This window comes from Pseudomonas sp. C32 (genome assembly GCF_030417915.1).
In the GTDB taxonomy this organism is placed as follows: Bacteria; Pseudomonadota; Gammaproteobacteria; order Pseudomonadales; family Pseudomonadaceae; genus Aquipseudomonas.
Genome location: NZ_JAUHUK010000001.1, coordinates 415595 through 428426, shown reverse-complemented (window position 1 = coordinate 428426; position 12832 = coordinate 415595). Strand labels below are relative to the sequence as shown.

At 60.9% G+C, this 12832-nt stretch carries 11 protein-coding genes; all 11 read right to left on the bottom strand.

All coding sequences use genetic code 11. The features are described from left to right. Window positions 1-32 precede the first annotated feature (32 nt). The 11 genes from QYH43_RS01940 to QYH43_RS01890 all read right to left on the bottom strand — a co-directional run bounded on the left by QYH43_RS01940 (window position 33) and on the right by QYH43_RS01890 (window position 12816). Entirely contained in the window at window positions 33-587 is a 555-nt protein-coding gene (locus QYH43_RS01940) for a hypothetical protein (RefSeq protein WP_095151993.1), read from the bottom strand. A gap of 39 nt (window positions 588-626) precedes the next feature. Continuing rightward, a complete protein-coding gene (locus QYH43_RS01935) occupies window positions 627-1343 on the bottom strand; it encodes a TetR/AcrR family transcriptional regulator (RefSeq protein ID WP_177450558.1) in 717 nt (238 codons plus the stop codon). A 99-nt stretch (window positions 1344-1442) separates the two neighbouring features. Continuing rightward, a complete protein-coding gene (gene lysS, locus QYH43_RS01930; RefSeq protein WP_095151991.1) occupies window positions 1443-2945 on the bottom strand; it encodes a lysine--tRNA ligase in 1503 nt (500 codons plus the stop codon). A 95-nt stretch (window positions 2946-3040) separates the two neighbouring features. Next, window positions 3041-4136, bottom strand: a protein-coding gene (gene prfB / locus QYH43_RS01925; RefSeq protein ID WP_143498399.1) for a peptide chain release factor 2 whose coding sequence is annotated in 2 segments (ribosomal slippage) — window positions 3041-4063 and window positions 4065-4136 — 1095 coding nt in all. Because the reading frame shifts where the segments join, the coding sequence is not laid out codon by codon here. 246 nt (window positions 4137-4382) lie between these two features. Then, window positions 4383-5384, bottom strand: a complete 1002-nt coding sequence (locus QYH43_RS01920; RefSeq protein ID WP_095058682.1) for a PleD family two-component system response regulator — start codon at window positions 5382-5384, stop codon at window positions 4383-4385. A 48-nt stretch (window positions 5385-5432) separates the two neighbouring features. Next, window positions 5433-6443 (bottom strand): chemotaxis response regulator protein-glutamate methylesterase, encoded by a 1011-nt coding sequence (locus QYH43_RS01915; RefSeq protein WP_095058681.1) that lies wholly within the window; start codon window positions 6441-6443, stop codon window positions 5433-5435. Continuing rightward, the gene (locus tag QYH43_RS01910; protein WP_095151989.1) at window positions 6440-8716 is read right to left on the bottom strand and encodes a hybrid sensor histidine kinase/response regulator; all 2277 of its coding nucleotides are present in this window, start codon (window positions 8714-8716) and stop codon (window positions 6440-6442) included. The genes QYH43_RS01915 and QYH43_RS01910 overlap by 4 nt, the downstream gene beginning before the upstream one ends. Further along, on the bottom strand, window positions 8713-9393 hold the full coding sequence (locus QYH43_RS01905) for a chemotaxis protein CheW (RefSeq protein WP_095151988.1): 681 nt from the start codon (window positions 9391-9393) through the stop codon (window positions 8713-8715). The genes QYH43_RS01910 and QYH43_RS01905 overlap by 4 nt, the downstream gene beginning before the upstream one ends. Then, window positions 9390-10661 carry a protein-glutamate O-methyltransferase CheR gene (locus tag QYH43_RS01900; protein ID WP_095151987.1) on the bottom strand — a complete coding sequence of 424 codons (1272 nt, stop codon included), beginning with the start codon at window positions 10659-10661 and terminating at the stop codon, window positions 9390-9392. Before QYH43_RS01900 ends, QYH43_RS01905 begins: the two co-directional genes overlap by 4 nt. Beyond that, on the bottom strand, window positions 10658-11194 hold the full coding sequence (locus QYH43_RS01895) for a chemotaxis protein CheW (RefSeq protein ID WP_095058677.1): 537 nt from the start codon (window positions 11192-11194) through the stop codon (window positions 10658-10660). The genes QYH43_RS01900 and QYH43_RS01895 overlap by 4 nt, the downstream gene beginning before the upstream one ends. Next, window positions 11194-12816 (bottom strand): methyl-accepting chemotaxis protein, encoded by a 1623-nt coding sequence (locus tag QYH43_RS01890; protein ID WP_095151986.1) that lies wholly within the window; start codon window positions 12814-12816, stop codon window positions 11194-11196. The genes QYH43_RS01895 and QYH43_RS01890 overlap by 1 nt, the downstream gene beginning before the upstream one ends. Window positions 12817-12832 lie beyond the last annotated feature (16 nt).

Below are 12832 nucleotides of genomic sequence, written 5' to 3'. Positions count from 1 at the left end.
CGAAACTCCTGTAAGTACCTGTTGTGTGCTGGTTATTTGGCCTTGGCCTGGCGCTGATAGCGCACCGCCTCGATGAACACATCGGAATTGGCCGGGTCGTCGAGGTAAGCGGCGACTTTATCCATGGGGCTGTTGATCAACACGCCTGCGCCGTCCTCAGTCTGAAACGCTTCGCCGCTCAGGGCATTTTGCTTCAGCGCCTGGTTGATCTGTTCGAGGTCGAGGTTGTACAGCACCAGCTCACGCTTGTCGGTCAATTCAAAGCCGCCAATGATGAAATGCCCGCCGAACTGCGCCGGCACCTTCGCCGACAGGTACCAGCGGCTGCCATGGTGCGAGACCGTGAAGGGATAGGCTTCACGCTCCTTGGGTTTGGCCTTGAAATAGCTGACGGCCTGATAGCGGTTGTCAGCGATGCGCGTCAGTTCCAGATTGACGGGTTCGCCCCAGGCGCTGGTGCTGGTCCATTTGCCGAGCAATCCTTTGGGCGCGGGGTCGCTCGTGGGCAGCGGCTCCTTGAAGGTCACCAGACAGCCACTGAGCAACAGGAACGACAAGGCGATCACAACGACACGCCAGGCTTTCATTCAACACTCCCTTTGAACACATACCGCTTTTGCAGGGGATCAGACTGACGCCAACACCAGATGCATGTACCGCGTCAGATTGCCGAGCATTTCCTCTTCGGCGACCGGATCGGCGTCGTTGAGCAGGCCCTGATATTCCATCCGTCCGATTATGGCCGTCAACACTTTGGCATCTTGTTGCGGCTCATGCGAGCCCAAGACCTGGAAAAGCTGGCAGGATCCCTGCAACAGAATTTGCTGATGCGAGCGCACCAACTCAGCCAGGCGCGGGTTCAACAGCGCTTCCTGACGGAACGCCTGTTCGGCCATCAAATGCTCTCGGCGTGTGATCAGTTGCCGGTGAACATAGTCCGTCATCAGCCGCGCAATGTCGTCCGCCAGCGTTGAACGAGCCTGCGGGCTGCCATCGCCACTGGCGATCATGTCGCGCAGCAGGCCTTCGTTGTTCACCCACAGCTTGGCCATGTAGGCGGCGCTACGTTCCACGTATTGCGCGAAGGTATCGGTGAGCAGGTCATCGATATCCTTGAAATAGTAGGTGGTCGCCGACAACGGCACTTGCGCCTCGGCGGCCACTGCACGGTGCCGCACGGCGCGCACGCCATCGCGCACGACGATGCGCATGGCGGCGTCGAGAATGTCCTGTCGCCGCTGTTCACTGCCCTGTCGGCTGGCCTTGCGACCCTGGTACTGAACACTTTCAGCGACCGCAGTGGCGATATCCGCTGCACCTTCTTGAGCCATTGCACCGTTCACGACAGGAATCCTCTCTCTTCAAAAGTAACCAATTGATACGTTTGTACCAGACAGGCAATAAAAAGCCGCCCATTTCAGGCGGCTTTTTAATTGAAACACTTACGCTTGCGGTCGCATGTGCGGGAACAGGATCACGTCGCGGATCGACGGGGAGTTGGTCAGCAGCATCACCAGACGGTCAATACCGATGCCTTCACCCGCCGTTGGCGGCATGCCGTACTCCAGCGCACGAACGAAGTCGGCGTCGTAGTGCATGGCTTCGTCGTCACCGGCGTCCTTGTCGGCCACTTGAGCCATGAAGCGCTCGGCCTGGTCTTCCGCGTCGTTCAACTCGGAGTAGGCGTTGGCGATTTCGCGGCCACCGATGAACAACTCGAAGCGGTCGGTGACGTTCGGGTTGTCGTCGTTGCGACGGGCCAGCGGCGACACTTCGAACGGGTACTGGGTAATGAAGTGCGGCTGTTCCAGCTTGTGCTCGACCAGCTCTTCGAAAATCATCACCTGCAGCTTGCCCAGACCTTCGAAGCCCAGCACCTTGGCGCCGGCCTTCTTGGCGATGGCACGAGCCTTGTCGATGTCATTCAGGTCGTCAGCGGTCAGCTCAGGGTTGTACTTGAGGATCGAGTCGAACACCGACAGACGCACGAACGGCTCACCGAAGTGGAACACCTTGTCGCCGTACGGCACGTCGGTGCTGCCCAGAACCAGCTGCGCCAGTTCGCGGAACAATTCTTCGGTCAGGTCCATGTTGTCTTCGTAGTCGGCGTAAGCCTGGTAGAACTCCAACATGGTGAATTCAGGGTTGTGACGGGTCGAAACGCCTTCGTTACGGAAGTTGCGGTTGATCTCGAACACTTTCTCGAAGCCGCCAACCACCAGGCGCTTGAGGTACAGCTCCGGCGCGATACGCAGGAACATGCCCATGTCCAAGGCGTTGTGGTGGGTTTCGAACGGCTTGGCTGCCGCGCCGCCCGGAATGGTCTGCAGCATCGGCGTTTCCACTTCCAGGAAGTCACGCTGCATCAGGAAGCTGCGGATGTGGGCGATGACTTGCGAACGCACGCGGAACGTCTGGCGCACGTCTTCGTTGACGATCAGGTCAACGTAACGCTGACGGTAGCGCTGTTCGGTGTCGGTCAGGCCGTGGTGCTTGTCCGGCAGCGGGCGCAGGGATTTGGTCAGCAGGCGCACGTTGGTCATTTCGACGTACAGGTCGCCCTTGCCGGAACGGGCCAGGGTGCCTTCGGCGGCAATGATGTCGCCCATGTCCCAGGTTTTCACCGCGGCCAGGGTTTCTTCGGACAGGGTCTTGCGGTTGACGTAGACCTGGATACGACCGGTCATGTCCTGGATCACCATGAACGAGCCACGGTTGAGCATGATGCGACCGGCAACCTTGACCGGGATTGCAGCCTCTGCCAGCTCTTCCTTGGTCTTGTCCGCGTACTGTTTCTGCAGCGCATCGCAGTAGTTGTCGCGGCGGAAGTCGTTCGGGAAGGCATTGCCCTTGGCACGCTCGGCAGCAAGCTTTTCCTTGCGCAGGGCGATCAGGGAGTTTTCTTCCTGTTGCAGGGCTTGCGGGTCGAGTTCTAGGTCGCTCATGTCTTTAAATATTCCATCTGGTTCGTTGTCCCCGGCCTGCGGCCGGGGATCGCCGGCGAGCCGGCTCCTACAGGGGATCGCGGTGTGTCAGTAACTTACAGCCCGGATTTCAGGCTGGCTTCCAGGTATTCGTCGATGTCGCCGTCGAGCACCTTGTCGCAGTCGCTGCGTTCGATGTTAGTGCGCAGATCCTTGATGCGCGAGGCATCGAGTACATAAGAGCGGATCTGATGACCCCAGCCGATATCCGACTTGGTGTCTTCCAGCGCCTGGGACGCCGCGTTGCGCTTCTGCATTTCCTGCTCGTACAACTTGGCCCGCAGCATTTTCATGGCGGTGTCCTTGTTGGCGTGCTGGGAACGTTCGTTCTGGCAGCTGACCACGGTGTTGGTCGGTACGTGGGTGATACGTACGGCCGAGTCGGTGGTGTTTACGTGCTGACCACCGGCACCCGAGGAACGATAGGTGTCGATCCGCAAGTCTGCCGGGTTGATTTCGATTTCCACCTTGTCATCGATCTCTGGCGAGACAAACACTGCGCTGAACGAGGTGTGGCGACGGTTGCCGGAGTCGAACGGGCTCTTGCGCACCAGACGGTGGACGCCGATCTCGGTACGCAGCCAGCCAAAGGCGTATTCGCCCTTGATGTGCACGGTGGCACCTTTGATCCCGGCGACTTCACCGGCCGACAGCTCCATGATGGTCGCTTCGAAACCGCGTTTGTCGGCCCAGCGCAGGTACATGCGCAACAGGATGTTGGCCCAGTCCTGGGCTTCGGTGCCGCCGGAACCGGCCTGGATGTCCAGGTAGGCGTTGTTCGGGTCCATTTCATGGCTGAACATGCGCCGGAATTCCAGCTTGGCGAGGTTTTCCTCGAGACGGGCCAGCTCGGCGACGACATCGCCCACTGCGCCTTCGTCGTTTTCTTCGACGGCCATGTCCAGCAGGTCGCGGCAATCGGCCAGACCGGTGTTCAGTTCGTCGAGGGTCTCGACGATCTGCGCCAGCGCAGCGCGCTCGCGGCCCAGTTCCTGGGCGTATTCAGGTTTGTTCCAGACACTCGGATCTTCAAGCTCGCGATTGACTTCGGTCAGACGCTCATGCTTTTGATCGTAGTCAAAGATACCCCCGAATAGTTTCGGAGCGCTCGGACAGGTCCTTGATGGTGTTCAGGATCGGGTTGATTTCCATGACGGGCAGCACTCGTTGGCGAACTTTTGAAAGCCGGCGAGTATACCGGGAAACAGCTGAAAACGGCAGTCCGCTTGGCCGAAAAGGCACCTTTACAGGCGATCTCTGCAGCGACACGGAACCCTGTGGGAGCCGGGCTTGCCCGCGATGACGGTGTATCAGTCAAAGAAAGCATCGACTGTCAGGCCCTCATCGCGGGCAAGCCCGGCTCCCACAGGTTCTACGTCGCCTGGTAGATGGTGCAGATCACGCCACACCCACCTGATTACGCCCGTTTTTCTTTGCCGAATACAGCCCCTTGTCCGCCGCCGAGATCAGCTCACGGCAGTTGCTGCCCGCTTTGGGGATAATCGTCGACAGGCCGATGCTGACGGTCAGGCTCGAACCTTCGCCAGGCGAGTTGTGCGGAATTTTCAGGGCTGCGACGGTCTGGCGCAGCTTTTCCGCCACCAGTCGCGCGCCACCTGGCGAGGTGTTGGGCAGCACCAGCGAGAACTCTTCGCCGCCGTAGCGGGCCGGCAGGTCGGAAGGCCGGGAGCCGGCGTCCTTGATCGCCGCCGCCACCTTGCGCAGGGCTTCATCGCCTTCCAGGTGGCCGAAGCTGTCGTTGTAGGCTTTGAAGTAGTCGACATCGATCATCAGCAACGACAATTGGCTCTGCTCACGCAGCGAACGGCGCCATTCCAGTTCCATGTATTCATCGAAATGACGACGGTTCGACAGCCCGGTCAAGCCATCGGAGTTCATCAGGCGTTGCAGCACCAGGTTGGTGTCGAGCAACTGCTGCTGACTGACGCGCAGTGCACGATAAGCCGCGTCACGCTGCAACAGCGTCATGTAGGAACGCGAGTGATAGCGGATGCGCGCGACCAGTTCAATGTTGTCCGGCAGCTTGACCAGATAATCGTTGGCCCCGGCCGCGAACGCCGCGCTCTTGATCAGCGGGTCTTCTTTGGTCGACAGCACAATGATCGGGATGTCCTTGGTCGCCGGATGATTGCGGTACTCGCGCACCAGGCTCAGGCCGTCAAGGCCGGGCATGACCAGGTCCTGCAGGATCACTGTCGGCTTGATGCGCACCGCGTGGGCGATGGCCTGGTGCGGGTCGGCGCAGAAGTGGAAGTCGATATTCTCTTCGTTCGCCAACCCGCGGCGCACGGCTTCGCCGATCATGGCCTGATCGTCTACCAGCAACACCATGGCCGCGTTTTCGTCGGTCTTGAAGTCGTCGAGCTGTAAATCATTCATGGGCGTTCACCTGAATACTGCCTGGGCCAGGACTGCTGAAAAAACCATTCATTTAGTAAATATCTCCAGCAATCGTGGCGCTATCTTGTTCAGCGGACGAATCTCTGCCGCAGCGTCGATGGCCGCAGCCGCTTTCGGCATGCCATACACCGCACTGCTGTTCTGGTCTTGTGCGATGGTCAGGTAACCCTGTTGGCGCATGAGTTTAAGCCCCTGAGCGCCATCACGCCCCATGCCGGTGAGCAAAACACCGACGGCATCACCATTCCAGTAATTGGCCACACTCTCGAAGAAAACGTCGATGGAGGGTCGATAAATTTCATCGACCGGTTCAGCGGTATACGCCAGCGTGCCGTTTTTCAACAAGCGAATATGGTGATTGGTGCCGGCCAGCAACACCGTGCCGCTTTGCGGCGGCTCACCTTCCTGGGCCAGGCGCACATCAAGGCCACTGGTGCTGCCGAGCCATTCAGCCATGCCGGCGGCGAATACCTGATCAACGTGCTGCACCAGCACAATGGCCGGTGAAAAGTGGCGCGGCAGCCCCTTGAGCAGGACTTCCAACGCGGCCGGCCCGCCAGCGGACGAGCCGATGGCGATCAGGCTTTGGCACGACCCCGTACTGCGTAACGGGGCCGGAGCTTGATTCGGCCGGTTGCCTTTCTCGCCGATCAACCAGCCGATGTTGATGATTTTACGCAACAACGGCGCGGCGGCTTCCTGGGCATTGCCTGCGCCGAGGGCCGGGGTGTCGACCACATCCAGCGCGCCATGGCCCATGGCTTCGAAGACGCGGTGCACGTTCTGTTGACGATCCACGGTGACGATGACGATGGCGCAGGGGCTTTCCTCCATGATCCGGCGGGTTGCCTCGACGCCATCCATCACCGGCATGATCAGGTCCATCAGGATCAGGTCCGGCGTGTCCTGCGCGCACAAGTGCACCGCTTCGCTGCCATTGCCCGCCACCCAGACCACCTGATGCGACGGCTCGAACGCCAGGGCGCGGCGCAAGGCCTCTACCGCCATGGGCATATCGTTGACGATTGCAATCCTCATGCCCTTGCTCCTCCAATGAGCTCGACGACTGCATCGAGCAAGGCGTCATCATGAAAACTGGCCTTGGCCAAATAATAGTCGGCTCCGGCATCCAGTCCACGACGGCGATCTTCCTCGCGATCCTTGTAGGACACCACCATCACCGGCAGCGATTGCAGACGCGTATCCCGACGCAGCAAAGTGACCAGCTCGATGCCGTCCATGCGCGGCATATCAATGTCCGTGATCAACAGATCGAATGCCTCTGAACGCAGGGCGTTCCAGCCATCCATGCCGTCCACCGCGACGGCCACATCGTAGCCGCGATTGAGCAAGAGCTTGCGTTGCAACTCTCGCACGGTCAGGGAATCGTCGACCACCAGAATCCGTTTGCGAGCCGCTTCGACCACCTGACTGCTGTGACGCGCAATGCGCTCCAGGCGCCCGGTATTGAGCAGTTTGTCCACCGAGCGCAGCATGTCTTCGACGTCGACGATCAGCACCACCGAACCGTCATCGAGCAAGGCTCCGGCAGAAATGTCCTGCACCTTGCCCAGACGCTCATCCAGTGGCAGCACCACCAAGGTCCGCTCGCCGATAAAGCGCTCGACCGCCACGCCGTAGATCGCATCGCGCTCGCGAATCACCACGACTTTCAGGGTTTGCTGGTCGCTCTGGCTCGCCGGACGCTGCAACAATTGGCTGGCCGCCACGAGGCCGACATGCCGGCCTTCATGCCAGAAATGCTGACGCCCCTCGACCTGCACGATGTCCGAGGGTTCCAGGTCGCACATGCGTTCGATGTGAGCCAACGGGAAGGCGTAAGCCTCAGCGCCGACTTCCACCACCAGGCTGCGCACCACCGACAAGGTCAGCGGTACCTCGAGATGAAAACGGCTGCCCTCGCCCGCCGTTTGTTCCAGCTCCACCGCGCCGCGCAACTGGCGGACCATGTGTTGCACCGCGTCCAGCCCGACGCCGCGCCCGGAGACTTCCGTAACGGTGTCGCGCAGGCTGAAGCCCGGCAGGAACAGGAACGTCAGCAGCTCGTCTTCACTTAACTGAGCGGCCGTTTCAGACGGTGAGAGATTGCGTTCAACGATGCTGCGACGGACCTTTTCCAGATCGACGCCATTGCCGTCATCGCTCAATTCCAGCACCAACAGGCCGGCCTGATGGGAGGCACGCAAACGGATCACGCCTTCCGCCGGTTTGCCCGCCAGCAGGCGTTGTTCCGGGGTTTCGATGCCGTGATCGACTGCGTTGCGCAGCAAATGGGTCAGCGGCGCTTCGAGCTTTTCCAGCACGTCGCGATCGACCTGGGTTTTCTCGCCCTCGATCTCCAGCCGCACTTGCTTGCCCAAGTCGCGTCCCAGATCGCGGACCATGCGCGCTTGCCCGGTCAACACATCGGCGAACGGCCGCATGCGACAGGCCAGTGCCGTGTCATATAACACCTGCGCGCGCTGACTGGCCTGCCAGGCGAACTCATCGAGTTCGGCATTTTTCGCCACCAGCAATTGCTGGGATTCCGCCAGCAACCGCCGCGCATCTTCGAGCGATTCCCGTGCTTCCAGACTCAAGGCGTGATCCTTGAGGTGCACGTTGAGATTCTCCAGCGCGCGCAGGCCGTTGCTCTGCATGCGCTTGAGCCGCTGCATGGTTGCCAGGTGCGGTTTGAGCCGCAGGGTTTCCACCAGGGATTTGCTCGATAAATCGAGCAAACTGTTGAGGCGCTCGGCCGTGACGCGCAGGACCCGTTCGCCGTTTTCGGTGGCGCGTTTGGTTTTGCGCGGTGCAGGCGCTGGCGCGGGTTCTACGTCCGGCGCCGGGGCTTCGATCGTGGGCGCGGGCGCCTCGAGCTGTAACTCGGCCATCACCGAAGCGGCGACCGCCAGCGGGGCTGCCGGGTCCAGCAGCCGCGCCATCAACGCCACGTAGGCGTCGATGTTCAACGACGCCGGATTGTTGTTCGGCGTGGCGATGCGCATCAGCAAATCGGTGCCTTGCAGCAACGCATCAATGTGTTCGGGACTCAGCAGCAGACGCCCTTCCTGGGCACTGACCAGGCAGTCCTCCATCACATGAGCGACGCTGACGCCCGCATCGACGCCGACAATTCGTGCCGCGCCCTTGAGCGAGTGCGCCGCGCGCATGCACGATTCAAGGTGATCGGCCTGGGTCGGATCGCGCTCCAGTGCCAGCAGGCCGGTGCTCAGCACCTGGGTCTGGGCTTCGGCCTCCAGGCTGAACAGCTCCAGCAAAGAGGCGTCGCGCATTTGGTCGGGGGTCATGTGAGGCTCCGGGTCACGGCGGACAGCAGCTGTTCTTCATCCAGCCAGCGCAGGCTGCGACCTTTGAATGGCAACACGCCCCGGGTGTACTTGGCACTGGCCTGGGTCCCCGACTGCGACGCGGCATCAAGGATGCGCTCATCAATGGCGTGAATCCCGTCAACTTCGTCCACCGGCACCACGACCGGCCCGCCGTGAGCCGCGATGATCAGCATGCGCGGCATGACTCGCGCACCGCTTGCCACGCTGCCGGCGTCTTCGAGCCCGAGCAAATCCACCAACGACAGACACGCCACCAGCGCACCGCGCACATTCGCCACGCCGAGCAAGGCCCGGGAACGCTGGTGGGGCAAGGAATGAATCGCTTGCAGCGGCGCCACCTCCACCAGACTGCGCGTGGCCAGTCCGAGCCATTCATCGCCGAGGCGGAACATCAACAGCGACCGTGTTTTGACCTCACTCTCGAGCGCGACGGACACGTGCCCGCGATCTTCCTGCTGCAACGCATAACGATCCAGCAAACGCGTCGCCGCCGTCGAATACACCGCGCAGTTACGGCAATGGATATGCTCGCTCAATAGCGGGCAAGACGTGTCCCCATGGATACCGATGCGGTTCCAGCAGTCGTCGATGGCCTGGGCATCCCGGCTGACGCTAAAGGTGTCGGAGACAATCATCGTTTACGCTCACTGTCGGCGGCGCGTGTGCTGCGGGCGGCACGCTCCTGCAATCGTCTGGCACCCGCCGTGTCGCCCTGGGCTTGCAGCAACGCCGCCAGGTGCATCAACGCTTCGGGATGTTGCGGTTCGAGGTACAACGCCTTGCGGTAAAAACCCTGGGCTTCGAAGGCATTGCCGGCCACATCGCTGAGCAGCCCCAACCAGCAGAACACCTGGGCCACGGGTTCATGGCTGCGCAAATAACGTTCACAGGCGGCTCGCGCTTCGGCACTTTTGCCTTCGTTAGCCAGGGCTCCGATGTTCGCCAGCAATGCGACGGTGTCGGAGACCGACGTTTTGGGCGCAAAAACCGCGGGTTCGGCGCTGGCAAACGGACGGTTGCGCACCACGGTCGAGTGGCGACTGCGCGGCACCGATGGCACCGGTAACGGCGCGGGAACCAACGTCGGCAGCGGCAATGGCTCCGGCGCCCCTTGCCGACTGAAAGCAAAGGACTGCGCGATACCCATCGAACGCATACCAAAACGCCCCAGCAGACCGCCCTCGGCCGGCCCGATAAACAGCACACCGTCGACGTGGGTCAGGCGCTTGAGCACCTCGAATACCTGCTTCTGCGTCGTTTGATCGAAATAGATCAGCAGGTTGCGGCAGAACACGAAATCAAACGCCGGCTCATTGGCGAGCAAGACCGGGTCCAGCAAATTGCCGACCTGCAAACGCACTTGTTCGAGTACCCGTTGATTGAGGCGGTAGCCCTCACCTTCGGCGCTGAAATGGCGATCACGAAACTCGATATCCTGACCGCGAAAGGAGTTTCTCCCGTACACCGCCCGCCTGGCTTTTTCCACCGACAACGGGCTCACATCCATGCCGTCAACTTTGAACTGGTGCGGCTTGAGCCCGGCATCGAGCAGTGCCATGGCAATCGAATACGGCTCTTCACCAGTGGAACACGGCAGGCTGAGAATCCGCAGTGCGCGCAAGTTGTTGATCTCGACCAGGCGTTTGCTCGCCAGTTTGGCCAGGGTAGCGAAGGATTCCGGGTAACGAAAGAACCAGGTTTCCGGGACGATCACCGCTTCGATCAACGCGTGCTGTTCGTCACGCGATCCCTGCAACGTGAGCCAGTATTCATCGACTGTCTGCGCTTGCGCAGCCTGACTGCGCTGGCGTACGGCGCGCTCAATGATGGCCGGCCCCACCGACGTCACGTCGAGGCCGATGCGCTCCTTGAGGAAGTCGAAAAACCGCTGATCACTACTCATGACCGTCCCTCAAGCAGCGCCAGGTCCAACGGCGGCGACGGGAACAGCAGCGCGCGAACCTGATCGTCCAGCAAATCGGCGACCCGCACCCATTGCAGCAAGCCTTGCTCGTCCTTGCGAACCGGCCCCAGGTAAGGCGTCTGGCGATTGTCCAGGCCGTAGGGTTGAAAGTCCGCCGGATCGCAACGCAAGGTGTCGGTGGCTTGCTCCAGAATCAGCCCGAGCAATTGTGCTTCAGCGGTCTCATCGGGACGGTAATTGACCAACACCAGTCGCGTGCTGGTGCGTGCCAGGGCAGGCCTACCAAAGGTCAGCGCGCTCAGGTCGATCACCGGCACCACCGCCCCACGATAGGCGAACACCCCGGCGACCCAGTCGGGTGTATGGGGAATCGGTTTCAACGGCAGACACGGCAACACTTCCGCCACCTCGATGGCCTTCAGGGCATACCGTTCGCTACCGATGCGAAACACCAGGAACAACGCGTGCAACGCCTGCTTCACAGCAGGACGTTTAGCCGTGATTTCGCTCATCAGACTTTGAATCGCGAAACGCCGCTGCGCAGCCCGACGGCCACCTGACTCAGCTCATCGATGGCGAAGCTGGCCTGACGCAAGGACTCGACCGTCTGGCTGCTGGCATCACCCAATTGCACCAGCGCGTGATTGATCTGTTCGGCACCGGTGGCCTGGGCCTGCATGCCTTCGTTGACCATCAGCACGCGCGGCGCCAGCGCCTGCACCTGATGAATGATCTGCGACAGCTGCTCGCCGACCTGCTGCACTTCGGACATGCCGCGACGCACTTCTTCGGAGAACTTGTCCATGCCCATGACCCCGGCCGAAACCGCCGACTGAATCTCGCGCACCATCTGCTCGATGTCGTACGTGGCGACAGCCGTCTGGTCTGCCAGACGCCGCACTTCCGTGGCAACCACGGCAAAGCCACGACCGTATTCACCGGCCTTTTCAGCTTCGATGGCGGCGTTGAGCGACAACAGGTTGGTCTGGTCGGCCACCTTGACGATGGTCACGACCACCTGATTGATGTTGCCGGCCTTCTCATTGAGGATCGCCAGTTTGGCGTTGACCAGATCGGCCGCGCCCATCACCGAATGCATGGTTTCTTCCATGCGCGCCAGCCCTTGCTGGCCAGAACCGGCGGCCACCGAAGCCTGATCGGCGGCGGTGGACACTTCGGTCATGGTGCGCACCAGATCGCGGGAGGTGGCGGCGATTTCACGGGAGGTCGCACCGATCTCGGTGGTGGTCGCCGCGGTTTCGGTGGCAGTGGCCTGTTGTTGCTTGGAGGTGGCAGCAATCTCGGTGACGGACGTGGTGACCTGCACCGACGAGCGCTGGGCCTGGGACACCAGGGACGTGAGCTCGGTCATCATGTCGTTGAAGCCGGTTTCCACCGCGCCGAACTCGTCCTTGCGCTCCAGGTTCAGACGACCGCTGAGGTCGCCGGTACGCATGATTTCGAGGATAGTCACGATGCGATTCATCGGCGCCATGATCGCGCGCATCAACAACAGACCACAAAGCGCGGCGGCCAATACCGCCACCAGCAGGGAAACACCCATGCTGATTTTCGCCGCCGCCACCGCGTCATCAATGGCATCCATTGCGTTGTCGGCGACGACTTTGTTCTCGCGAATAATATCGTTGAGTTTCATGCGCCCCTTTGTCCAGGCAGGCGTCAGCCTTGTTTCGAACAGTTCAATTGCCTGATCGCCCTGGTTGCGCTGGTGCAGATCGAGGACAGCGGCCTGAATCTTGTTGAAGTCCAGCACGTCCTGCTCGAAGAGCGCGAACTCGGTCTTGTCCTCATCGGTGGTGACCGTACTGCGGTAGTTGGCAATCTGCTCTTGTAGACGCGTTTCAAATGCCTTGAAGTCCGCCGCATCCTCGGCGTTGATGCCCTGCCCCTTCTTGAGGCCAAGCAACTCCTGCGTCTGCACGTAACTGTCGACCCAGGCACTGCGGATCATGGAGCTGTGATACACCCCGGGAATCGCGTCGTCACGCACGCGCTCCTCGTCGGCTTCAATTTTCAACAACCGCGAATACGAGACGACGACCATCAGAAGCATGATGGCGATAATTACCGCAAAGCTCGCCAAAATGCGTTGGCGCAACGTCCAGTTCTTCACAGTCAGTCCTCGGGGC